This window comes from Streptomyces sp. NRRL F-5650 (assembly GCF_000721365.1).
GTDB classification, from domain to species: domain Bacteria; phylum Actinomycetota; class Actinomycetes; order Streptomycetales; family Streptomycetaceae; genus Streptomyces; species Streptomyces ardesiacus.
Genome location: NZ_JOGV01000005.1, coordinates 100,457 through 121,574 on the forward strand (window position 1 = coordinate 100,457; position 21,118 = coordinate 121,574).

Here is a 21,118-nt window from a genome sequence, read left to right on the forward strand (position 1 = left end):
GGCCGTGCGGGACTTCGTACGGCTCTGCGACGCCTGGCACGGCCGGCCCGACCTCTTCCAGGCCGTGATGGACGGCTACGGCCGCCGCTTCACCCCGGACGAAGGGGCTCACCTCACGATCCTGTCCGTCCTGGATTCCGTCTCCGGCATCTCCTACGGCACAACCCACGACGATCCCGAGCTCGTCGAGCGCGGCCGGCGCACGCTGGCCCGACTCCGCGCCGCCCAACGCCCCTGAACACCACCACGCCTACGTACGAGGAGCAGCACGTTGACGTACACCACCCGCGACAAGTGGGAGAAGCACTTCAGCGACGGCAAGAACTTCCGGCAGGTCGGTGAGCGGGAGCGGGAGCTCCTCGCCGAGCACACCCCCGCCCCGGAGAGCGGCGGCCGCGCGCTCGACGTGGGCTGCGGCACCGGCGAGCTGGCCACCTACCTCGCCTCCCTCGGCTACACCGTGGACGCGTGCGACTTCACCGACAGCGCGCTCGCCCGGGCCCGCGAGGAGCACGCCGACGTCAAGGGCGTGCGCTGGCTGCACATGGACATCGAGCGCGACGACCCCGCCCCGCTGCATGAAGAGGGGTACGACCTGATCACGCTCCGCCTGATGTACCCGTTCGTGCAGGACAGGGGGCGCGTCCTTCACGGGCTGGGTGAGCGACTGAGGGACAGCGGTGCTCTCGTCGTCATCACCCCGGTAGCGGCCACCACGCCCGAGGAGCGGCGCGGCATCGCCTTGGACGAGGACGAGATCGCCGTGCTCGCCGCCGGATGGGAGACGGTGGAGCGGCTGGACGCGGACGGCCTGGCCGTCCTGGTCCTGCGTGGCCCCTGCCATGCCGACACGAGGGCCGTCGAGAAGCGGCCGACCACCGCCCATGCCCTGACCGGCGCCCTCGCGGTCGTCACCGACGACGCCGGCCGGGTCCTTCTCGGCCGATCCCGCCGCGGCATGCTCGAACTGCCCGGCGGCAAGTCCCGCGGTCCGGAGGGCTTCGTCGCCGCGGCGGTCCGCGAGCTCGCCGAGGAGACGGGCCTGGCCGCCGACCCGGCGGATGCGTACGTGGTGACGATGCTGGTCGACGACAGCCACGGCATCCCGCGGCTCACGGCAGTCGTCCGGATCACCGCGTGGACGGGGACCCTGACCAACGCGGAGCCGGAGCTCTTTGACCGCTGGGAGTTCTTCGACCAACACGCTCTCGCCTGTGTCGGCCCCGTCTTCGTCCCGGCCGCACTCGCGATCGACAGCGTGTGGCCCGGCGTCATCCCGGACCTGCCTCCCGTGGTGTCCTACCCGCTCGCCGCCGAGCGGCCGCCCGTGCCGGGTGAGCCGGCCGAAGCCGTCCGGCTGCGCCAGGCGATGGCTCAGACGGTGATCGACGGCGGCTGGGCCCCGTCCGAGCCCGTCCGCGACGCGCTGCGCACGGTGCCGCGCCATCGTTTCGCCCCGGAAGTGAACCTGGCGGACGCGTACGACGGCGGCGACCGGGCCGTCATCACCCGGCGCGACGAAACCGGGAGGGCCATCAGCTCGGTGTCCGCGGCCTGGCTCCAGGCCGACATGCTCGAGAGCCTGCGTCTTCGGCCGGGTGCGATCGTGTTCGAGGCGGGGTCCGGTGGCTACAACGCCGAGCTGATCGCTCACGTCGTCGGGCCCGACGGGCGCGTGGTGAGCGTCGACATCGACCCGTGGGTCGTACGCCGCACCCGCGCCTTCCTCACGGAGGCCGGCAGCGGTCGCGTCACCACCGTCGAAGCCGACGCCGCACTCGGCGCGCCCGCCCACCTGGTGCCCCGCGGCGGCTTCGACGGCAGCGTGATCACCTACAACTGCTGGGACATCAGTCCGCCGTGGCGCGATCAGCTGGCCGAGGGCGGGCGCCTGGTCCTGCCGCTGGAGATGGGCGGCTACACCCGGGCGATCGAGTTTGAGCGGCGTGGCGAGGTGCTGCACGCCCGCCGTTTCACCTACTGCGGCTTCGTCCGCGACCAGGGGCAGCAGGCCCGCCCGGCCCCGGTCGTCCCCCTGCTCGACGGAGCGCTGGCCCTGCGCTTCGACGACGGCCCCGCCGCCGGCGCTCAGGGCCTGGAGGAGGCGCTGCGCGGGCGGCGGCACGAGGTCGCGACCGGCGTGACCATGAGGGCTGCGAACTCCTACTTCGGCTCCCTTCAACTGTTCGCGGCCACCACCGTGCCGGGCTTCTGCCGGCTGGCCGCCCACCAGGAGTCCGCCGAGGCGGTGACCGGTATCGCGAAGGACCGCGACGCCCCCGCGATCCTCGGCGAGGCCTCGCTGGCCTACCTGATCCACGTCCAGACCAAGGACAGCGACCGACGGGAAGACAAGGAGTGGGAGTGGTTCGCGTACGCCTTCGGCGAGCAGGGGCCCGAGCTCGCCGAGCGGCTGGTGGCCACGGTGCTGGACTGGGACCGGCACATCCGCGCCGAGGCCAACGACGAGCACGCCGACCCCGTCCTGACGGTCCACCCGGCCGGCACGCCCGACGATGCGCTGCCCGCCGGCGACGTCCTGGACAAGGTGAACTGCCGCTTCGTGTTCCGGTGGCCGGGGCGTGACGTTGTGCTGCCAGGGCCCGTTGAGCGTCCTGTGGCCGACGCTGTGGCGGAGGGGGTGTGACGGTGGAACCGGCAGTGGGACAGGTGGTGTTCGTCGCCCCGGCGGAGCGCGACGAGCTCGACCGGATGCGGCGCGCGCACGCGGCCGCCGCCAAGCAGTTCCGGGTGTCCGCATCGGGGCCGGAGGTATGGGGGTGGCAGGGCCGCACTCTGGGGCGCCGGGCCGGGGACTGCTGGCTGCGCATCGTCTCGGCCGAGGCCGGCAAGGCGGGCGGGCGGCTGTGGGAGGGAACGGCGACCGCTGACACGCACGTACCCCGGGCGGTGCCGCGGCCGCGGCTTCGCGGCGTTCTCGACTGGGCCTCCCGAGACGTCGCCTACCGGGCGGAGCTCACCGAGTACGTGTCCGTCCAGCCGGTCACCAGCGGCACTCCCGCGCTCGACCAGGACATCGCTCTGCCCGACTCGTGGTGGTCGGAGCTGAAGTCTGCGCTCGGGGCGCTCGCGACGGTGCCCACCGACCGGGAATCGGTACGGCAGAACTGGGTCGACCGGAACTTCCGCCGCTTCCTCGGCATCGACCCCATCCGGATCCGTGAGACGACGACCGGGCACGCCGATCTGCACTGGGCGAACGTGACGCGAGCGCCCCTGGTCCTGTTGGACTGGGAGAACTGGGGTCGGCTGCCCGTGGGCTACGACGTGGGGCTGCTCCACGCGTACTCGCTGGCCGCGCCGGTGACCGCCGCCCGGATCCGGCGCGAGTTCGGTCACGTCCTGGCCACCGAAGCCGGCCGGACCGGAGAGCTCATCGCCCTCGGACAACTCCTCCAGGCGTGCTCCCGGGGCGTCCACCCTCACCTCGCCCCGCTCGTCGCCCGCCAGGCCGAGCACCTCACCGGCATCCCCCTCCCCACGCCCTGACCGGCCCCGACGGCCTGGAGGAACCCATGTCCCGCCCACGCGTCGACGTCGTCGTTCTGACCATGAACGACCGCCCTGCGGAGGAAGCAGCCGCGCAGGCCACACTCCTTGCCCAGAGCGGCGTCGACGTGCGGGTGGTGGTCGTCGGCAACGGCTGCAAGCCCGAGGCCGTGCCACCTGGTGCGCTCACCGTGTGCCTGCCCGAGAACATCGGCATCCCCGGCGGTCGCAACGCCGGCGCCGACGCGCTGCACGAGGCGGGCGATCCGGCCGACTGGCTGTACTTCCTGGACAATGACGCTCGCTTCCCCCGACCCGACGTCCTCGCCCGGCTCGTCGCCGAGGCCGAGCGGCATCTAGAAGCCGCATGGGTGCAACCCCGGCTGACCGGTCCGGACGATGTGACCACCCCGCGCCGCTGGGTCCCCCGGCTACGTGCAGCGAACCCGGGGCGGGCCGGGAGGGTCACTTCGATGACCGAGGGCGTCGTCCTGATCCGGCGCGCCGCCTTCGACAAGGTCGGCGGCTGGGAGGGCAGCCTGTTCCTGTACCACGAGGGCTCCGACCTGGCCTGGCGGCTGTATGCGGCAGGCTGGAGCGGCTGGTACGCCGCCGGCATCCGTATGCACCACCCGCTCACCACACCGGCCCGCCATGCGCTGTACCACCGGCTCGCCGCCCGCAACCGGATCTGGATCGCATACCGCAACCTTCCTGCCCCGTTCGTCCCCCTCTACCTGGGCGCGTGGACTGTGATCACCCTGGCCCGGGCCGTACGCGGCGGCGGACTGCGCCAAACGCTGCGCGGGATGCGCGATGGCTGGACGACCCGGCGTACGCAGCCGCGGCGCCCGATGAACTGGCACACCGTGTACCGGCTCACCGCCGCCGGACGTCCGCCGGTCATTTGAACCTCCCGCCCGCCCACCACTTCGAGGAGACCCCTTCGCATGAACAGCCCGCCGCTGCCCTCGCTGCTGGGGGTGTTCGCGCACCCGGACGATGAGAGCCTCCTGGCCGGCGGCGTACTCGCACAGCACCACGCTGCCGGGGCACGCACCGGTGTCGTCACCGCCACCTGGGCGCAGGACAGCAGGCGCGCGCCCGAACTCGCCGCTGGCCTCGCTGTCCTGGGCGCCGGTCCCCCGCGGCTGCTCGGCTACGGCGATGCCCGCAACCCCGAGTCCGCTCCCGCTGAGTCCCGCCTCGTCGACGCGCCCCTCAACGAGGCCATCGGTCGCCTCGTCGCCCACATCCGGGCTTTCCACCCCGAGATCGTCGTCACTCACGACGCTCTCGGCCAGCTGACCGGCCACCCCGACCACGTACGCACCCACCAGATCACCGTGCTCGCCGTCGAGGCCGCCGGTCTCAAGCCTCTCTACCCAGAGGCGGGCACCCCCTGGCAGCCGTCGGCGCTGTACGCGGCGACGCATTCGGAGGCTGGCGCGGGCCAGCTCGGGACCCTGCTGGAGAGCGTCGGGAAGAGCGTGCTGACCGTCCCCGACGCGTATGTGACCACGACCGTCGACGTCAGCCCGTGGGCCGGGGCCAAGTGGGCGGCCATCCTTGCCCACCAGGGGGAGGTCGCACGCGAGCGGCCCCTGCCCGGCATCCTCGCCCGCCTGCCCGAAGCCGAACGCAACGAGATCATCAGCACCGAGTCCTTCACCAGGCTCACCCCCGGCCCCGTCGCGGGCGATCCATCCCGGCTCCTCGCCTGACAGGCACTCCCCCGCACTCTCCGCGCGCACCGCACAACTGGAGGCCACGATGACCACCACACCTGCCGCTGACGAAACTCCGAGCGCCTTCAGCGACGAGCAGTACGGGGCTCAACGCGCCGAGGCGGCCGTGTGGGCTGGAGCGTCCGCAGTGATCACCGACCGGCGCGGCCGGGTCCTGACCGAGCGCGTCGGCTACCGCGACACCCGCCTCCTGCCGGGCGGCGCGGTAGACAAGGGCGAGTCACCCGCCCAGGCCGCCGCCCGCGAACTGTACGAAGAGCTCGGCGTCACGATGGCACTCAACCGCGGGCTCGCCGTGGACTGGGTCTCCACCGCCGGCGCCAACGCGCGCCCCGCCATGCGGTTTCCCGGCGAGGTCCTGCACGTCTTCGACGGCGGAACGTGGGACGACGAACAGATCGCCGCCATCCGGCCCCGCGCAGGTGAGATCGAGGCGGTCGAGTTCGTCGAACCCGCCCGACTGCCCGAGCTGATGTCACCCGACAACGCCCGCCGGGCCCTGTCCGCGCTGCGCGCCCGTATCAACGCCGCCGGTCCCGCCCTGCTGGAGGACGGTCTCCCGATCGCCCCCACCGTCCTAGACCGGGCCGGTGTCCTGAGCACCGCCCGCCTCCGGCACCACTTCCCCTTCCACACTGGCCCGGCTCCGGAACACCTTCCCGTACACCAGGTGTGGGGCTGGCTTTTTGCCCCAGACGGCCGCGTGCTGGTGCTACTGGAGCCGGACACGGGCGCGGCTTGCCTGCCCGGCGGCACTCCCGAACTCCAGGACCGCGGCAACCCTGTGCTCACACTGTGCCGGGAGACCCGCGAGGAGGCCGCAGCCGAGGTCGGGAACCCGCTCTTCCTCGGGCACCTCTCCGCCCCCGACGAAACGTGCTCCCGCCTGCGGTACGCCGCCGCCCTTACCCGCCTGGGGCCTGCGCCCGTCGATCCGGCCACCGGCCGCACCTACATCCGCATCCTGGCCACACCCGAACAGACCCTGGGGCTCTTCGACTGGGGCGAGCCGGCCGCCGACCAGCTCGCCGCCCTCCACCAGGCCCGCATCCGGCTCGGCATCCCCAAAGCCGTACGCCAGCCCGTCTCCGAACCGGCAGCTGGCACGCTCACCCTCTGATAGTCCTGCCCGGTTCCCAGAAGGTCGGGCCCACATCGAAGCGAGAACCCCCATGGCCAGCTCTCACACCACCCCTGCCGCCGGCGCCGAGGGAACCGGAAGTGACGAAGGGCGTCCCGGCGGCTGTCTGTGCGGCCGCATCCGTTTCACCGCACGAGGTCCGGCCGTCTTCCCCCACACCTGTGCCTGCCCCCACTGCCAAAAGCTCGGCGGCACACCAGTGATGTGGTGGGTGGGGTTCGAGTCGGTCGTCTGGACCGGTCAGGGCGGCGAACCAACCTGGTTTGAAACCTTCCCCGGTCAGGCGAAGCGCGGCTTCTGCCCTACCTGTGGCAGCAGCGTCGCGGCGATCGACAGCGACATCCCAGAGGTTGGCATCAACGTCACGGCCCTCGACGACACGAGTGGCAAAGACCTCGTGCCGATCCACGCGTCCTTCTGCGACAACGCCGTGCACTGGCTGACTCCCGTGCTGGAAACCGAGCACAACACGGTCACGTCACCCGGCGGACTTCATGATTCCTGAGTACGTTGCCGAGCTCCGTTCCTTGTTCGGCCCTGACCACCGGCTCTGGTTGCCGGGAGTGAAGGCGCAAATCGAGGCAATCCGGCCCGCGCCGGTCGAGATCGAGGAAATCGGGTTCGCCGAACCTGCTGACCTTCCCGCCCTGATGGCTCCGGGCGACGCCCGCCGCGCCCTGTCCGCGCTCCGCGCCCGCATCAACGCTGAAGTCGACGTCGAGGCGGGTGTCGTAGCCCTCCGACGTGATCCCGATCTCGTGGTGGGCGATCTGCTGAACCTTGACGATGACCAAGCCGACCCTGATCAAGCCCCCCGGTGCACGGAGACTTCGATGATCACTTCCTCGTTCGCGGCGTTCGCGCTGGAGCCCTTCCCCCGCGATCAAGCCGGGCGACGACCTGGTCGAGGCCATCACCACGGTCATGGAGGCCCAGGGGGCCGCCCTTCACGACGATGACATCATCGTCGTCGCGAGCAAGGCGGTCTCGATTTCCGAGAACCGCCGGGTGGACCTGGTCACCGTCACCCCCAGCGCGGAGGCCCTGGAGCTGTCCGCCCGCACTGGCAAGCCCGCCGAGGTGGTCCAACTCGTGCTCGATGAGTCGGTCACGCACTTCTTGGCCTGCGACCGGGGGCCCATCATCGCCCGGCACCGACTGGGTTTCGAGCTCACGTCAGCGGGCGTTGACCGGGACGGCCAGGACGGTGCATGGCTGCTGCCCAGCGATCCGGATGCCTCTGCCCGCGGTTTGCGCGACGGGATCACCAAGGCCACCGGCGTAACCGTCGCCGTGGTGATCGTGGACTCCGACGGCCGCGCCGACCGGCGTGGGGCCACCGTCATCTCCATCGGGGCTGCTGGCGTTGCCCCCCTTCGAGTAACGGAGCACGGTGGCAAGCGGCAGGAGGAGACGTTCACCGACCTCATCGCCGCCGCCGGGATCATCCTCGGGCAGCGTGGACGTGGCGCCCCGGTCGCCGTCCTGCGCGGCATCGCCTACACACACGCCAGCGATGAGGGAGTTACCGCGATGCTCCACCACCGGCCGTGACGCTGCTGATCACGGGTGCCGCCGGGTCATCGGCCCTGGATCGCCGGCGACCTCGCCGGCCATGGCGTCCCGCTCCAACTGCTCGACCAGCACCCGCCCACGACTCTGCCACCTGCGAGCGTCGCGAGGCGTTGTGGGCTGTGGCGGCTGGAGGGCTTTCCCCGCTGGTCGAAGGCGTGGCGCTCTCAGTGCACGGCGTGTGGCAGTGAGGTATTGCCTGCGGCCGTACATCAATGCCTCGCCGGCCGGTTCCCGGTGATGTGTCATGAGGATCCCGGGCCGACCAACGTCGTCTTCCGCGACGGGGTGCCGACAGCTCTCATCGACTTCGACGCCGCGGCCCCGGCTCCTTGCTGGAGGACCTCGGCTAGATGGCGTGGAAGTGTTCTTCGCGCTCAGCATGTCTCATGAGACCCGCTGTCGATCACGGGTCAAGCGCTGGGTCTGCGCAGCATCGGCGCTCGCGAGGCCCCGTGGGACATCACTCGTCCGCAGCCGCCTGACACAGCAGAAAGGAACGAGCTGCATGTCCGAGATTGTTGGCGAAGTGGTCCCCCTGCGGGGTGGCCGCATCACCGAGGGTGTCGTCCGCATCGGTGACACGGTCCGGAGGCCGACCTCGTCTGCCTCGCCGTTCGTCGCCTCCTTGCTTGATCTGTTGGAGAGCCGAGGATTCACGGGGGCTCCGCGATATCTCGGTCGGGATCAGGCAGGCCGGGATACCTTCAGCTTTCTGCCTGGCTGGGTCCCGCTCAAGTTCCGGCCATGGACCGATGCGCAGGTTGCTGCGGCCGGCACTCTGGTCCGTGCCATGCACGATGCCACCCGGGGCAGTGATCTTGCCGGACAGCATCAGGTCGTGTGCCACCACGATTTGGGACCGAACAACGCCGTCTTCCAGGACGAGATGCCGGTCGCGTTCATCGATTTCGACATGGCCGCGCCAGGCAGCCCGCTGGAGGATGTTGGCTATATGTCGTGGTTGTGGTGTGTGTCCTCGAAGGCGGGGGCTCCTCCCGTGGACGTTCAGGCCACCCAGGTGCGCGTGCTTGCCGACTCCTATGGCCTGGCTGGTCCTGAGCGTGCTGTGCTGGTCGACGCGATGCTTGAACGGCAAGCCCGCAATGTCCGATTCTGGGCAGAGGTGCAGGCTGGCTTCATGACCGTCGTGGCCACTGACCAGCAGATCTCAGATCGTATCGCCTGGTCCCGTCGCGAGCACGAACACACTGCTGAGCATCGCAAAGTGTTCGAGGACGCCCTCAAATGACGGGCCTCGGAGGAGCCGCTGATGGGCTGGCTGAGGCGATAGACGATCACTGACGTTGCCTGGGACCGCTGGGGCGGATCGGCGTGACCGGGCAAGCGCTTCGCGGGCCGCGGGAGGATCCATGGGGGGTTCAGAGCGTGCGGGCGTACTGGAAGACGGTGTCGAGCCGTTCACGCAGCCCGGGGTCGGGAATCAACTTCACGGCGCGGTTGAAGTCGACTTGGGCGGTGGCCAAATGGGCGCGCTGTTGGCGGAGGTGGTCGGTGAGGGCGGCGTGCCTGGCTCTGGTGCCGGGTCGCGTCCGGGCGGCGTAGATCATCGTGAGGGGGAAGGCAAAGCAGGCGTGGAGGAACCCGTACGCGGGCCGCTCGGTGCCGCGCCACGGGGAGAAGTAGACCTTGTCGTCGGGGATGGTGGCCCGGAGCGCGACCAGGGCGTCGTTGAGCCAGTTGTGGGCGGCTTCGTGGACGAGGTCGCGGCCCAGCACAGCAGCGTCGTCGGTGTGGTCGGTGAACACAGTCGCTGGGAGCCGGGTGATCGCGAAGCTGCGCAAGGTCTGGTCGGGGCGGCGCCGGCCAGTCAGGCAGATCACGGCGGCGTGCGCCTCGACGAGCGCGTCGAGGCCGGTGGCGGCGATGTGATCGAAGGCATCGTCGGTCAGCGCGGCCAGGGGCTCAGCGGCGCGGGTCGTGTCTCGGCCGAGGACGTAGTACGGGGTGTCGGAGTGCGGGCCACAGATCATCTGGTCCTCGGTCGGGGCGATCACGATGCGTGGGCCGAGGCGGGAGGAGTGGACCAGGCAGGCCAGGGCGGACCCGGCTGTGTTCTGGTACCAGTCGAGCGTGGTTGTGTCGCCTCGGCGGGCGGCGTTCTCGGCGCCTTCGAGACGGTGGTGCGCCACGGCATAGGCCAGTGAAAGCGCCTTGTCGCCCGGCAGCGGGGTGTGCCCGGGTTGGAGCAGCTCCAAGACGACGGCAGCGCGGTCGTGGCGGTGGGCGGCGATGGCGCCTAGGTCGAGGGCGGCGGCGATGTCGTTCATGGCGGGGAAGGCTCCTTGGCTGCGGGGCCCGGTGCCGGGCCCAGGGGCACCGGCACCGGGTCTGTGATGTGAGGCAGGCCGTGTGGCCGGCCCGATCAGCTGGCGCTGTCCGCCGCCGGGGTGGCCGGGGTCGGCTCGGCACCGGTGTCCGGGGTGCTCCAGGCATCGGCGGAGACGCTGGAGGTGTGCGCGGTCAGGCGCACCGGGTGGTCGTCGCGCAGTTGGTCCACGGCGGCGAGGAACTCGCCGCACGCATCGGTCATGTCCATCTCTTCCTCTTCTTCCTGGAGTGCGGGGACTGGCCGGGGGCGTACCGCCGAGGGGCGGACCGCGAATGGGCGGGGGCATGGTCGGATCAGGCTTCGCTGATCAGCCAGCTGATGAACTTGCGTTCGCGCCCCGCGCGGACCGGTTCGGTGCCGTGGGTGACCTGGGAGCCGTACAGCAGCGCGGTGCCGGGTGCGGGGCGCACGTTCCAGCGGGTGCGCGGCATGGTGCGGAACCAGTCGGCGGAGTGGTCGGCGCCGTCGTGGGTGAACGCCATGGCCGGGTGGTAGCCGTCACCACCGTGCTGGTCGTTCCACAGCGCGGGGTGGGAGGTGGTCTCGACGAAGAATTCCCCGCCGTCCGAGGCGTGTTCGATTACGACGCTGATTCCGGCGAGCTGGCGGATGGGGTCGGTGGGGGTGAGGGCGATGCCGTCGACGTGCGGGGTGATGTGCTGTCCGGGCGCGTACTCGACGTACATCCATTCGCGGCAGGACGTCAGGGCGGGCAGAGCGCGTCGCAGTGCGGGCATCGCCCGCTCGACGGCGTGGGCGAGAATCTTGGCGGCGGCCTCGGGCGGGGGGTGGATCTCGAGGCGGCCGGCGGGCTCGTAGACGGCCATGGCCTGTTCGCTGGTGTGGCCGGGGATGGAGTGCAGGGTGGTGGTGCGCTCGGTGTCGAAGCGGAGGACGCCGTCTTCGCCGAGGGTGTCGTCGACGACGGTGATGAGGGTGGTGATCTCGTCGGGGGTCAGGAAGTTCTCGATGCTGGAGACGGTGAGCGTCTCCGCTATGTGGATCATCGTGTCTCCCGGGTGGGGCGGGGCGGGCGGAGTGCGCAGGCGCATCCGGTGGCCGCCGGGGTGTGGCGGGCGACGTGGGTGAGGGTGCGCACGGCCTGGTCGAGGCCGGTGAAGTAGTCGGTCCACGTGCTGCCGGGGGCCGGGGTGAGGCTCAGGTTGAGGGCCGGGTGGCGGCGGCCTGTGCGGGCGCTGGTCAGGTCGGTGCGTACGACGTGCGCGGTGATGGAGGCGGGCAGGTAGCCGTCGGCGGCGGCGAGCGTGTGGCAGAGCCGGGCGGCGAGCGCGGCGTACTCGGCGCGGGTGCGCGGCAGCAAGCCGACGCGGAACGCGGAGGGGGCCAGGCCGGTGCCGGTGTGGGCGTGGCCCTGGCAGGAGTCGTAGGTGACGGCCTTCCAGCTGCGGGTGATCGTATCGACCAGCGGCCACGCCCTGTCCTCGATGCCGTCTCGCCACAGGGGGTGGTGCGGGTCGAGGTCGTCTGCTGCGTGCTGACCGGGCAGGCCGACGGTGTTGATGTTGCCGTGGTCGCTCGTCCGAAGCTGGGCTGGGGAACGGGTAGCTGCCGGATCGTCCCAGCGAGCGAGGAAGTCGTCCGGGTCGTCCATGACGTTCGGGACGGCTGCCTGCCAGCGGGCACGGAGGCAGTGAGCGCCAGCCGGATGGTCGGGGGCGGCGAGCAGGTGCGCCGTACCGTCGATGAGACGGGCGCGGTGGTCGCAGTACGCGTCGTCGCTGCCGGTCGCCTTCAGCATGCGCCAGCGGGTCGCGGTGCAGCCGCCGCCGCAGACCGCCCGGTAGGGGCAGGAGACGCACTTGGTCATCAGCTCCCGTCCGGCGGTGAGCAGCCCATTGGCGTGCTGGGCCCTGGTGACGTCCGCCTCGCTGTGGGCGGCGGCGAGCGGCATCAGATGGGCTTCGGGCCAGGGAAGTTCGTCGCACGAGCCGAGGCGGCCGTCGGGGTAGGCGGTAAAGACGTGGGAGCACTTGTGGGCGGCGAAGTGGCAGTGGGCGGTGTCCAGCCCTTTGAGGCGGCGAATCGCGGCGACGACCGGGTCGAGCTTGATCCGCCGGAAGTGGCCGGCGCCGATCCAGTGGGCGGCGGCGTCCAGGACGAAGGCGGTGTACTGCGCGGGAGTGATCGCCCAGGCCGCGCCGTCGGCACGGACCGCTCGGGCCTGGAGGCGGCGGCTGGGGCTGGTACGCCTCCCGGTGGCCTTGAGCGTCTCGGTGACGGTGGTGTCGAAGGCGGGCAGGAGGTGCACGGCGCGTACCGCGTCGAAGGAGGCGATGTGGTCGATGACCTCCGCGGCGCGGCCCAGGACGGCGGGGGTGACCACGGTGACGATGCCGCAGGCGCGTCCGCGCTCGGCCAGGAGATTCAACGCGTTCACGATGTGCGGGTAGATCGCGGTGCCGTCGTAGCCGACGCGCCAGGAGTTGCCCTGCTCGTCGCCGTCCATGGAGATGCCGATGTGCAGGCCCGGGTAGTGGGCGTCGAACAGGTCGAGCCACTCGCCATCCAGCCGCACGCCATTGGTCTGCAGGTGGACGCGGTGCACGGTGGGCTGGGCAGCGAGTTCGTCGAGAAGCGCGGCCATCGGGACCCTGCCGACGGTCAGCGGTTCCCCGCCGTGCAGTTCGATCGCGAGGGGCCGCTGGCCGAAGATCTCACCGAGGCGGCGTATGTGCTTGACGGTAATCCGGGCGCCGCCGGGGGCGAGTTTGCGCTTCTCGAAGCAGTACAGGCAGTCGACGTCGCAGGTCTCACCGCGCAGCTTGAGGACGACGGAGACCGCTGCGGCGTGGTCGGTGTCCTCCAGAGGCCGCCACACTTCGGCGCCGACGGTCGTCGTGGGGGTGGTGAGCGTGCTGGGCATCGGGACCTCCCCGGTCGCAGATGGACGGGATGGGCTCAGGCGCGGGCGCGTCGCGCGGCGGACCGCTGCCAGGCGCGCATCTGGCCGTCGGTGAGCGGGACACGGTCGTCGCCACGGCGCAGGAACCAGCCGTCGCTGTATCGCTGAGGCAGCCAGCCGAAGCCGCCGAGCCCCGCCTCGTCGACCGGCTCCGGTTTGGCATCGGTGGGCCAGAGCGCGAGCAGGGCATGGGCGAGGCGGGCCTGGACGGAGGCGAAGAAGGGACTGTGCGCGGCGGCGCTCAGCCACCGCGGCTCGGGCAGTGCGGGCACGGGCGTGAACCGATCAGCGTCGCCTTGGCTCAGCAGGCTGGGCAGCCACTTTTCGCCGAGCAGCGGGGCGCCGCCGGCGACGGCCTCGGTCTGGGCGACGACGCGGGCGAGCTGGTCCCACACCAGGTCGGCGTGCGGGTACAGGCCTGCCTGGGCCAAGCCGAGCAGGTCCTCGGCCAGGCTCGCCGCCATCTCGCACCGGTCCGCGAGGGCCCACCGTTGATAGACGGCCCGCTGCTCGGACACCAGGACCTCTGTATGGTCCGGCACCAGGGTGAGCGGACGGGCCGTGCGCAGCAGGGTGAGGTCGCTGAGCCGGGCTCGGACGATGCGGAAGGTGGCGATGTCGTCGCGGGTCACGCTGAACTGGTCGAGCAGCGTGCGCCAGTCGTGCACAGTGCTCTCACGCACCGCCCGTACGTCGACACGGACGCCGTGGATGAGTCGCGATCCCGGCCCGGGGACGGGCCCTGGGGTGATCAGGAGCAGATCCACGTCACTGTGCTGGTGGGCCAGACCTTCGGCGAGCGCGCCCACCAGCCACACCTTGGCGCCGGCGTACTCGTCGGCCAGCGCAGCAGCGGCGTGCTCGGCTACCTTCAGCCGCGCATCCAACCACGGTGTGGAGGTCATCGGGCCGCCCTCTCTGCACGGGTCAGGACACTGGCGGCGGTCGTGGCGACCCAGGCGTCGAGGCGGGCGCGGACGTCGCTTCGCTGGGCACCGATGTGCGGAGTGGCGATCAGGTTCAGCGGCCCGGGCACCATGGTGTCCGGCCACAGCGGCAGATCCGTTTCCTCGACAGGGTCGAGGGCGAGACCGCCGAGCTGGCTGTCGGCGAGTGCGCGCAGACAGGCACCGACGTCGAGCGTGCCGAGACGGCCGACGCAGAGCAGCAGCGGACGCCGTTGCCGTGCCGTGGAGAGGAACTCAGCCCCGAACCGGCCTCGGTTCTCGTGAGTGAGCGGGAGTGCCACGACGTGGGCGTCCGCCCAGGCAGGCAGGTCGCGTCCGGGCCGCGAGGGCAGGGCGTCCGGCAGGCTGGGCCGGGCCGCGAAGGCGACTTCCGCGACGTGCGGGCCCAGGACGCGCCCACAGGCCCGGCCGACCGGTCCGGCGCCCCAGATCGCCAGTCGCATCCGGGAGACGGGCGGGGCGAGGCAGTGCTGTTTGACGTGCCGCCCCTGGAACAGGGCAGCGTGCCCGTACGGCATCCGGCGAGCGAGCGCGAGCAGTGCGGCCAGAGCCCATTCAGCGACTGCGGCGGCAGCCGGCTCCGGGTTGCGGTACACGGTGACGCCCTGCGCGGTCAGGGCATCGACATCGATGCCGTCCAGCCCGGACCCAGCCCGGATCAGGTGCCGCAGCGCCGGCCACTGGCTCAGGCGCTCGGCGTCCAGCTGATGCCCCGAACGCAGCACCAGTACCTCAGCCTGGGCGGCGAGCTTCGGATCCGCAGTAGCGAGCGTGGTGATCTCCCGGATCGTGGCGGCGGGGAGGTGCTGCTGCAGCAGCGCGGTGTCGGCGGATCCCCGCACGCTGACGATCAGCGGCGCCCCGCGTACGCCGCTCACTGCCCGGTCCCGGCGGCCGGCGCGGTGTAGCGGCCGAAGGCGAGGTCTCCGGCGCCGGCGATGACCTGAAGCGGTGAAGGGGCGCGGAAGTAGTCCTCGCAGGCTGCCTTGACGCCGGGCAGCCCGTTCCATGCCTTCGGGTTCGCCTCCAGGTCGGCGTAGTCGTCGACGATCAGCGTGCCGCCGGGGGCCATGCGGGGGACGCACGCGGTCAGGCAGGTGTGGATGGAGTCGTAGTAGTCGCCGTCCAGGTAGGCGAAGGCGATCTGGTCGGGGAGCTGGTCGGGGAGGGTGTCGGCGAACCAGCCGGGGTGGATCGTCGGCGGGGTGCGGCCCCAGCGGTCATGGAGGGCGAGCACCTGTTCCGGCTCGGCGCGCAGGTAGCCGGCCTCGAACAGGTCCGGGTCCTTCGTCCCGCGTTCGGGCAGGCCCTTGAAGGAGTCGTAGACGTGGACGCGGCGCCGGTGCTGTCCGGTGGCGTCCAGGACGGCGCGCATCCACAGTGCCATGGCGCCCTGGTAGCAGCCGAGTTCCACCACGGCGCCGGGCACCTGCCGGGTGGCGAGGTGCTCGAGTTCCGTGCGGATGGCGGGCAGGCGATCGGCGTCCACGGTGTCGCTGTGGTGCTGAAGGAGCCAGTCGTGGAGTTCGGCCAGGCTCAGCACGGTGGAGGGGCGGGGGTGCATGGTCACCACCGGTCCACGAGGACGTCACGGTCGGCCGGGTTCCCGGCGAGGGCGTCGAGGAGCTGCTGGTTGACCCGCGGCAGCAGGTACTTGCCACCGAGCTCCGCAAGCGGCACCCACTCGAAGCCGACCTGAATGGGGTCGGGCGGGTTGGACTTGCGCGGCTCGGTGTCCTCGTCGAGGAGTTCGGCGAGGAAGTTGTGCTGGGTCTTGTGGACGGTGCCGAATTCGTCGTTGTACTGCTCGGGGACGTACTCGACGACGAACAGCAGGCGCGAGGTGCGGACCCGCAGGCCGGTCTCCTCCTTGACCTTGCGCACGACCGCGTCGCGCAACGGCTCGCCCTCTTTCGCCTTACCGCCGGGCAGGTTGTAGTGGAAGCCGGAGTGGTCGTCGTACGACATGAGCAGGATGCGGCCCTGGTGGACGATCGCGGCCTTGACCGACACGCTGATGCGGGGCAGAGGTGCCATGGCGCGGTGTGTTCCTTCCCTCGTCGAGCCCGCTGCGGCCGACTGGCCGGCGGATGCTGGTGGTGCGGGGTTGGAGCAGAGCGGAGCCTGGTGGAGCAGCAGGGTCGAGTGCCTTCTACAGGCAGGCGCGGGCGGTCGGGTCGGCGATCTGGAGGAGGTCGGCGACATCGGACAGTGACGTCCCGCCGGCGGTGAAGGAGCCGGTGGCCTGGAAGGACGCTGCGACGCTCCGCATAGCGGCAAGCGCGGCGCGCGACAGCTGGTTGGCGTAGATGGCCAGGGCGAATCCGGCCGCGCCGAGCTCGTCCGGAGACAGGTGCGCAAACGCGGTGGGTACGGTCACCAGCGGCACCGCGCCCGTCCAAGCGGCGGCCGTGGCCAGGGCCTGCTGCCCGGTGGGGTCCTTGGAGTGGATGAGCACCGCGTCCGCACCATCGGCCGCGTACGCTTTAGCCCGCCCCACTGCCTCGGTCATGCTTGCCCCGCAGATCAGGGCCTCGGTCCTCGCGATCAAGGCCACCCGGGTGCCGACGGCGTCGCGCATCGCGGCGATCTGTTCGGCCACCGTCTCGATGTCAGCGAGCGCCTGGCTGCGGTGCAGGGCGAAGGAGTTGACCTTGGGGTAGGCACTGTCCTCCAGGCAGAGGGCGGCGGCCCCGGCGCGAGTGAGGTCGCCGGCGAACCGGCGGGCCGCGGCCGGGGTGCCGCCGGCGTTGTCGATGTCCACGATCACCGGCAGCGCCGCCGTACGCGTGAGGGCGAGGACGGTGTCGGCCAGGTCGCGCGGCCCCAGCACGTTCTCGTCCGGCAGCCCAAGGGCCGTGGAGACCTCCAGGCCGGACACCCACAGGGCGTCGAAGCCAGTCTCCACGGCGACCTTGGCGGCCACCGCGTTCGCAGCGCCGATCGCCCGCAGCGGGCGGCGGGCGTCCGCTGCGGCAGCAAGCCGCGTCACGAGCGGGGCTATGCCAGCCTTGGTGGGAGTGGTCACGACGCGGCTCCTTCAAGGTCGGGCAGCAGGCCGCGCTGGGCCAGGGCCTTCCAAGCGGTGTGCAAAACGGTGGCGCGGTCCTGCGCGGCGTTGATCCGGGTGACCTTTCCCAAGGCGGGGAACGCGGCCGGAGCGTCGGCCACGGACTGATAGACCTCCCGGACCCTGGCCTGAACCTCCATCACGTCCCAGTCGGGGCGAGTGGCGTCCCCGGAGCGGTCGGCAGCCCGTTCCATCGCGATCTCAGGTGTGATGTCCAGGACGAGCGTGAGGTCGGGGACCAGGTTGAGCTGCTCGGTGAGTTGTGCGTACGTCTCCTTCGGGGCGCGGTCGTGCTTGACCATGAAGAAGGCCAGCTCGGACAGCAGCCACCGGTCCGCGATGACCGGGCGGGCCGGCAGGCAGGGGGTGATCAACCGTTCGGCGGTGGCTTTCTTGTCTGCGGCGAGCGCCGCCAGGTAGCGGTCCCGATTCTCCCCGGTGGGCTGGTACTTGCCCTCCACCAGGTCCAGCGCGACATCTGGGTTGAGGAAGTTGGTTGTCAGCACGGCGAGCGGCGTGACGCGGAACAGGCCCTCGAAGAGGCGGAACAAACCCTTTCGCAGAGTCGTCTTGCCCGTGCCGTCCAGGCCCTCGACGACGATGAAGGGATAGCGGTCCATCGGCTTACTCCACCTGCCCGGCACCGGTGCCCCCGGCGTACTTCGTGAACCGGCCGCGCCACGGCATCGACGTCGACACCAGGTCGACCAGCCGCAGCTCGCCCAGTTCCTCCAGCAGCTCGGGAAGCCGATTCTCGATGACGACGCTCTCGGTGATCGCGCGGCAATAAGCCATGCGTACGGCCTCGTCCGCCACCCCGGTCTGCACATGCCCAGCAAGGATCCGCTGGGCAGTGCCGAGTGCCACGATGCTCGTCGCGCTCTGCAGCGTCTCCAGGACGATCGCGGACTCGACGGGCTGGAGGGAGGTGTGGTGGACGCCGAGGTGGCGGATGACCGCGAACGCGCCCACCCACCAGGCCGACGCAGTGCACACGGCGGCCACCGCAGAGCGGACTACCGGATCGGTGACGCCCTCGACCAGGGTGTCTGCGACCTGGTCGGCGCTCGCGGCCAAGGGGCTCGTCCCGGCATCGGTCGTTCCGTACTCGACCGGCAGGCGCAGCCAGTGCTGAAGTCCGACCTGGTCGATCACGGCCTTGACCGACGGTTCCGCGAGCGGGGCGGGGCGCGCTGTCAGCGCGCTCGGCGGGGTCTGCGCGAACAGAGCGACGTTACTGGGCGGGGTGAGGAGCTGTTCGCGCAGCTGCGGCAGGTGCAGGACCAGGCGCTGGACCTGCAGTCCGTCGGCAAGCGCCTCCCAGGACGCGTGCACGTTCGGGCAGGGTGGAGAGAGGGACACACGGGCTCCTTCGTCGGGCAGGGGCAGAGGATCACCAGGAGATGGCGCAGGCGGCAGGCTCACGGCGCACCGCGCACGGCCGTATGCAGCCTGGGCGGCCGACCACCGAAACCGGGCAAACGACCCCGAGTTTAGATCTCTCAGCAGGCCGCCACCGAAGCACAAGAGCGCTCGAACTATTACGCGGAACCGGGAAGATGACTCAAAAGCCACCGTGTCGGCGACCGTCATCACCTTTCCTCCCGGTCAGCGGCATGGCTAATCCGGAACCAGACCTGCTTCCCGTGCAGCAGGGGCTGAGTCTGCAGCTCGTCGGCCAGGCAGGACAGCAGGAACAGGCCGCGGCCGCCCTCGGCATCGTCGTCAGGATCTTTCACGGCCGGCAGCGCGTCTTCGAAGTCGGTGACGCTGATCAGGACGCCGTCCGGCGTTTCGCGCACCAACAGCTCACAGTCGCCCGGCGTGTGCTTCAGGACGTTCGTCAGCAGCTCAGTGACGCCGAGCTCGGTGACGAACTCCAGCTCGCTCTTGCGCCACATCCGCAGCAGGATCCGAACGATCTCCCGGACGCTCTCCATGTTCTCCGGGCCGATCGCGGGCAGCACCATGTGGTGCTGCCGAACTGGGCTGACCGCCATCACAGGCACTGACCCTCCAGGTGGCACGCGCGTCCACGGCGGAGATGGCGCGGTGTGACCGTGGCGCTACCGTCCGCTGGGCGAGCTTCGATAATGACGGCCAACTGCCCTTTCGACAAGCAGTCCTTGAGGAAAGTCATTCCTCTCGGGGACTTGGCATATTCACGAACTGGCCCAGCCGCTAGTCTGGCGTCGATATTGACGAGGAGGTGGGGGATGCCGGTCGAGCCGACTCCTCGGCGCCGACGCCTGGGTGCTGAACTCCGGCGCATCCGCGAAGCCTTGGGCTGGACGCAGGAGGAGGCGGCGAGCCGCCTCGGTTACCGGTCCTTCTCCACGGTCAGCAAGATCGAGAAGGGGGTGCAGGGTCTCAAGATCCAGCAGCTACCGCACTTTTTCGAGGTGTACGAGATCACGGATCCCGCGCTGCGCGAGGAATTGCGCGACCTGGTCCGCCGGGCTGGGGAAGCTGACTGGTGGCAGCGATTCCAGGGCGTTGTCGACGACCCGCTCGGCGACTACCTCTCCCTTGTGGAGGCTGCCAGCAACCTGTTCGTCTTCAACCCCGCTGCCATCCATGGGCTCCTCCAGACCCCCGAGTACGCCAGGGCCGTGACCGAGGGCAGCCGGGCCTGGAAGACTCCGGAGGACATCGACGGCTTCGTGTCCATGCGCCAGGAGCACCAGAAGAACATGCTGGAGCGCGAGCCGGCGCTGAGAATCTGGGCAGTCCTTCCTGAAGGACTCCTGCGTCAGGAAGTCGGCGGCCGACCCGTCATGCGCGCCCAGATAGAGCATCTGATCGACCTCGCCCGCACGGCGCCCAACATCACCATCCAGGTCCTACCGCACCGGGTCGGCGCGCACGCTGGGATGGACGGACCCTTCATGCTCATGTCCTTCCCAACCGGGCGGGATCTGGTGTGTATCGAGTCCATGCGGGCCTCGCTCCACCTCAATGAGCCGGAGACTGTGCAGATCTACCGCACCACCAGTGACCTGCTCAAATCTGACGCTCTCTCTCAGAAAGCGTCGCTGCCACTTCTCACCACCATTGCCAAGGACCTTGCATGAACAAGAACGAACTCGACCCGGCGTGGGTAGAGTCCCAGCTGCGTGACGCCCAGTGGCTGACCAGCAGCGCCAGCAGCGGCGGCACCAACTGCGTTGAGGTCGCCTTCCTCGACCAAGACATCGTGGCCCTGCGTGATTCCAAGAACCCCGACAAGGCCCCGCACCTGTTCACGGACTCCGAGTACGACGCCTTCGTCAGCGGCATCCAGAATGGCGAACTCCGCCGCCCCTGAACCGCTTTGCCAGCGAAGACTCCTTCAAGCTCTTCAACTACGCGGGGGCACGGCTCGTAACCGTGCCCCCGCCAAACTCCTCTCCGGCAAGATCCACGCCTGCCACGGGGTCCAGCGCCCAGCGTGAACTCATCGCGCCAACCTCGCCCCTTGAAGGAGCAGTCGAGATACGAAACGTCGCCCACGGCGGCAAGGCGGGACTGAGCAGCCATACCGGCCTCAGCAGTCACCGACGACCTCACCACGTCCGCGAAAGAGCCCTCGGCACTACGCCGAGGGACACGCGTACTGGCTGCAGGGGCTGCCGTCGGCGATGTGCTGCAGCGCGACCGCGAGGTACGCCGGCATCGGCTCGGGGAGCGCCGCAGGTTCGTCCTCCTCCATGAGCCTGGCCAGCACCTGGAACAGGCCAGGGAATACGCGCTGCGCCTCCACTCGGCGGCCCATGAGAGTAAGCCGTATGCGACAGAAAGCGCTGCGGCCAGCCACGCCTGTGCCTCGCGGTCGAGGCGTGGCCGTTTGGTCT

26 protein-coding genes are annotated in these 21,118 nt (G+C 70.4%); 12 read left to right on the forward strand and 14 right to left on the reverse strand.

Annotated features, from left to right (window positions below):
• Positions 1-4 precede the first annotated feature (4 nt).
• From IG88_RS0107435 to IG88_RS40930, 7 genes are read left to right on the forward strand one after another with little or no spacing between them, the layout of a single operon-like run.
• Positions 5-238, forward strand: a complete 234-nt coding sequence (locus tag IG88_RS0107435; RefSeq protein WP_031036367.1) for a hypothetical protein — start codon at positions 5-7, stop codon at positions 236-238.
• Positions 239-271: 33 nt separating this feature from the next.
• Positions 272-2,647 carry a methyltransferase, FxLD system gene (gene fxlM / locus IG88_RS0107440; protein WP_031036369.1) on the forward strand — a complete coding sequence of 792 codons (2,376 nt, stop codon included), beginning with the start codon at positions 272-274 and terminating at the stop codon, positions 2,645-2,647.
• A gap of 14 nt (positions 2,648-2,661) precedes the next feature.
• A complete protein-coding gene (locus tag IG88_RS0107445; protein WP_234332049.1) occupies positions 2,662-3,510 on the forward strand; it encodes a hypothetical protein in 849 nt (282 codons plus the stop codon).
• Between the two features lie 26 nt (positions 3,511-3,536).
• Positions 3,537-4,421, forward strand: a complete 885-nt coding sequence (locus IG88_RS0107450; protein WP_031036372.1) for a glycosyltransferase family 2 protein — start codon at positions 3,537-3,539, stop codon at positions 4,419-4,421.
• 39 nt (positions 4,422-4,460) lie between these two features.
• Positions 4,461-5,234 carry a PIG-L deacetylase family protein gene (locus IG88_RS0107455; protein ID WP_031036373.1) on the forward strand — a complete coding sequence of 258 codons (774 nt, stop codon included), beginning with the start codon at positions 4,461-4,463 and terminating at the stop codon, positions 5,232-5,234.
• A gap of 49 nt (positions 5,235-5,283) precedes the next feature.
• Positions 5,284-6,378 carry an NUDIX hydrolase gene (locus IG88_RS0107460; protein WP_031036376.1) on the forward strand — a complete coding sequence of 365 codons (1,095 nt, stop codon included), beginning with the start codon at positions 5,284-5,286 and terminating at the stop codon, positions 6,376-6,378.
• A gap of 52 nt (positions 6,379-6,430) precedes the next feature.
• The gene (locus IG88_RS40930; protein ID WP_078861426.1) at positions 6,431-6,904 is read left to right on the forward strand and encodes a GFA family protein; all 474 of its coding nucleotides are present in this window, start codon (positions 6,431-6,433) and stop codon (positions 6,902-6,904) included.
• On the opposite strand, the gene IG88_RS43725 is transcribed toward IG88_RS40930, so the two are convergent.
• Positions 6,873-7,193 (reverse strand): hypothetical protein, encoded by a 321-nt coding sequence (locus IG88_RS43725; RefSeq protein ID WP_199807428.1) that lies wholly within the window; start codon positions 7,191-7,193, stop codon positions 6,873-6,875. The genes IG88_RS40930 and IG88_RS43725 overlap by 32 nt on opposite strands.
• Positions 7,194-7,323: 130 nt before the next feature.
• Between IG88_RS43725 and IG88_RS0107475 the strand changes: the two genes are divergently transcribed.
• The 3 genes from IG88_RS0107475 (at position 7,324) to IG88_RS0107485 (ending at position 9,223) form a co-directional block, all read left to right on the forward strand.
• A complete protein-coding gene (locus tag IG88_RS0107475; RefSeq protein ID WP_234332051.1) occupies positions 7,324-7,953 on the forward strand; it encodes a coenzyme F420-0:L-glutamate ligase in 630 nt (209 codons plus the stop codon).
• A gap of 15 nt (positions 7,954-7,968) precedes the next feature.
• Positions 7,969-8,364: a phosphotransferase gene (locus tag IG88_RS42385; protein ID WP_107452075.1), complete on the forward strand. Its 396-nt coding sequence runs from the start codon at positions 7,969-7,971 to the stop codon at positions 8,362-8,364.
• Between the two features lie 115 nt (positions 8,365-8,479).
• The gene (locus IG88_RS0107485) at positions 8,480-9,223 is read left to right on the forward strand and encodes an aminoglycoside phosphotransferase family protein (protein ID WP_031036386.1); all 744 of its coding nucleotides are present in this window, start codon (positions 8,480-8,482) and stop codon (positions 9,221-9,223) included.
• 130 nt (positions 9,224-9,353) lie between these two features.
• On the opposite strand, the gene IG88_RS0107490 is transcribed toward IG88_RS0107485, so the two are convergent.
• The 12 genes from IG88_RS0107490 to IG88_RS0107545 all read right to left on the reverse strand — a co-directional run bounded on the left by IG88_RS0107490 (position 9,354) and on the right by IG88_RS0107545 (position 19,255).
• Positions 9,354-10,262, reverse strand: coding sequence for an HEXXH motif domain-containing protein (locus IG88_RS0107490; RefSeq protein WP_051851806.1), 909 nt, complete (start codon positions 10,260-10,262; stop codon positions 9,354-9,356).
• Between the two features lie 95 nt (positions 10,263-10,357).
• Complete coding sequence (locus tag IG88_RS43275) at positions 10,358-10,525, reverse strand: hypothetical protein (RefSeq protein ID WP_158853804.1); 168 nt, start codon at positions 10,523-10,525, stop codon at positions 10,358-10,360.
• A gap of 92 nt (positions 10,526-10,617) precedes the next feature.
• A complete protein-coding gene (locus IG88_RS0107500; RefSeq protein WP_031036392.1) occupies positions 10,618-11,331 on the reverse strand; it encodes a 2OG-Fe(II) oxygenase in 714 nt (237 codons plus the stop codon).
• Positions 11,328-13,208, reverse strand: a complete 1,881-nt coding sequence (locus IG88_RS0107505; protein ID WP_063760589.1) for a radical SAM/SPASM domain-containing protein — start codon at positions 13,206-13,208, stop codon at positions 11,328-11,330. The genes IG88_RS0107500 and IG88_RS0107505 overlap by 4 nt, the downstream gene beginning before the upstream one ends.
• Positions 13,209-13,243: 35 nt before the next feature.
• Positions 13,244-14,152, reverse strand: coding sequence for a nucleotidyltransferase domain-containing protein (locus IG88_RS0107510; RefSeq protein WP_031036396.1), 909 nt, complete (start codon positions 14,150-14,152; stop codon positions 13,244-13,246).
• Entirely contained in the window at positions 14,149-15,093 is a 945-nt protein-coding gene (locus IG88_RS0107515; protein WP_051851807.1) for an NAD(P)-dependent oxidoreductase, read from the reverse strand. Before IG88_RS0107515 ends, IG88_RS0107510 begins: the two co-directional genes overlap by 4 nt.
• Complete coding sequence (locus IG88_RS0107520; protein ID WP_031036402.1) at positions 15,090-15,779, reverse strand: TylF/MycF/NovP-related O-methyltransferase; 690 nt, start codon at positions 15,777-15,779, stop codon at positions 15,090-15,092. The genes IG88_RS0107515 and IG88_RS0107520 overlap by 4 nt, the downstream gene beginning before the upstream one ends.
• Before the next feature lie 2 nt (positions 15,780-15,781).
• A complete protein-coding gene (locus tag IG88_RS0107525) occupies positions 15,782-16,252 on the reverse strand; it encodes an NUDIX domain-containing protein (protein WP_031036407.1) in 471 nt (156 codons plus the stop codon).
• Between the two features lie 115 nt (positions 16,253-16,367).
• A complete protein-coding gene (locus IG88_RS0107530; RefSeq protein WP_234332054.1) occupies positions 16,368-17,243 on the reverse strand; it encodes an isocitrate lyase/phosphoenolpyruvate mutase family protein in 876 nt (291 codons plus the stop codon).
• On the reverse strand, positions 17,240-17,905 hold the full coding sequence (locus IG88_RS0107535; protein ID WP_031036409.1) for a dTMP kinase: 666 nt from the start codon (positions 17,903-17,905) through the stop codon (positions 17,240-17,242). The genes IG88_RS0107530 and IG88_RS0107535 overlap by 4 nt, the downstream gene beginning before the upstream one ends.
• A 4-nt stretch (positions 17,906-17,909) precedes the next feature.
• Entirely contained in the window at positions 17,910-18,647 is a 738-nt protein-coding gene (locus IG88_RS43730; RefSeq protein WP_199807424.1) for a hypothetical protein, read from the reverse strand.
• Between the two features lie 230 nt (positions 18,648-18,877).
• The gene (locus IG88_RS0107545; protein WP_158853807.1) at positions 18,878-19,255 is read right to left on the reverse strand and encodes an ATP-binding protein; all 378 of its coding nucleotides are present in this window, start codon (positions 19,253-19,255) and stop codon (positions 18,878-18,880) included.
• A gap of 246 nt (positions 19,256-19,501) precedes the next feature.
• Here IG88_RS0107545 and IG88_RS0107550 point away from each other — a divergent pair, with 246 nt between their 5' ends.
• Together IG88_RS0107550 and IG88_RS0107555 are read left to right on the forward strand one after the other, a co-directional pair.
• A complete protein-coding gene (locus tag IG88_RS0107550) occupies positions 19,502-20,359 on the forward strand; it encodes a helix-turn-helix domain-containing protein (protein ID WP_031036430.1) in 858 nt (285 codons plus the stop codon).
• A complete protein-coding gene (locus IG88_RS0107555) occupies positions 20,356-20,592 on the forward strand; it encodes a DUF397 domain-containing protein (RefSeq protein WP_051851809.1) in 237 nt (78 codons plus the stop codon). The genes IG88_RS0107550 and IG88_RS0107555 overlap by 4 nt, the downstream gene beginning before the upstream one ends.
• A 267-nt stretch (positions 20,593-20,859) precedes the next feature.
• Here IG88_RS0107555 and IG88_RS43280 read toward each other — a convergent pair whose 3' ends face one another.
• On the reverse strand, positions 20,860-21,039 hold the full coding sequence (locus IG88_RS43280; RefSeq protein WP_158853810.1) for a hypothetical protein: 180 nt from the start codon (positions 21,037-21,039) through the stop codon (positions 20,860-20,862).
• Between the last annotated feature and the right edge of the window lie 79 nt (positions 21,040-21,118).

Bases quoted from the DNA above. Each gene is read 5' to 3' on its own strand.
- IG88_RS0107450 (WP_031036372.1), top strand. From the start codon at position 3,537: ATGTCCCGCCCACGCGTCGACGTCGTCGTTCTGACCATGAACGACCGC.
- IG88_RS0107455 (WP_031036373.1), top strand. From the start codon at position 4,461: ATGAACAGCCCGCCGCTGCCCTCGCTGCTGGGGGTGTTCGCGCACCCG.
- IG88_RS0107460 (WP_031036376.1), top strand. From the start codon at position 5,284: ATGACCACCACACCTGCCGCTGACGAAACTCCGAGCGCCTTCAGCGAC.
- IG88_RS40930 (WP_078861426.1), top strand. From the start codon at position 6,431: ATGGCCAGCTCTCACACCACCCCTGCCGCCGGCGCCGAGGGAACCGGA.
- IG88_RS0107475 (WP_234332051.1), top strand. From the start codon at position 7,324: ATGGAGGCCCAGGGGGCCGCCCTTCACGACGATGACATCATCGTCGTC.
- IG88_RS0107485 (WP_031036386.1), top strand. From the start codon at position 8,480: ATGTCCGAGATTGTTGGCGAAGTGGTCCCCCTGCGGGGTGGCCGCATC.
- IG88_RS0107490 (WP_051851806.1), bottom strand. From the start codon at position 10,262: ATGAACGACATCGCCGCCGCCCTCGACCTAGGCGCCATCGCCGCCCAC.
- IG88_RS43275 (WP_158853804.1), bottom strand. From the start codon at position 10,525: ATGACCGATGCGTGCGGCGAGTTCCTCGCCGCCGTGGACCAACTGCGC.
- IG88_RS0107500 (WP_031036392.1), bottom strand. From the start codon at position 11,331: ATGATCCACATAGCGGAGACGCTCACCGTCTCCAGCATCGAGAACTTC.
- IG88_RS0107505 (WP_063760589.1), bottom strand. From the start codon at position 13,208: ATGCCCAGCACGCTCACCACCCCCACGACGACCGTCGGCGCCGAAGTG.
- IG88_RS0107510 (WP_031036396.1), bottom strand. From the start codon at position 14,152: ATGACCTCCACACCGTGGTTGGATGCGCGGCTGAAGGTAGCCGAGCAC.
- IG88_RS0107520 (WP_031036402.1), bottom strand. From the start codon at position 15,779: ATGCACCCCCGCCCCTCCACCGTGCTGAGCCTGGCCGAACTCCACGAC.
- IG88_RS0107525 (WP_031036407.1), bottom strand. From the start codon at position 16,252: ATGGCACCTCTGCCCCGCATCAGCGTGTCGGTCAAGGCCGCGATCGTC.
- IG88_RS0107535 (WP_031036409.1), bottom strand. From the start codon at position 17,905: ATGGACCGCTATCCCTTCATCGTCGTCGAGGGCCTGGACGGCACGGGC.
- IG88_RS0107545 (WP_158853807.1), bottom strand. From the start codon at position 19,255: ATGGTGCTGCCCGCGATCGGCCCGGAGAACATGGAGAGCGTCCGGGAG.
- IG88_RS0107550 (WP_031036430.1), top strand. From the start codon at position 19,502: ATGCCGGTCGAGCCGACTCCTCGGCGCCGACGCCTGGGTGCTGAACTC.
- IG88_RS0107555 (WP_051851809.1), top strand. From the start codon at position 20,356: ATGAACAAGAACGAACTCGACCCGGCGTGGGTAGAGTCCCAGCTGCGT.
- IG88_RS43280 (WP_158853810.1), bottom strand. From the start codon at position 21,039: ATGGGCCGCCGAGTGGAGGCGCAGCGCGTATTCCCTGGCCTGTTCCAG.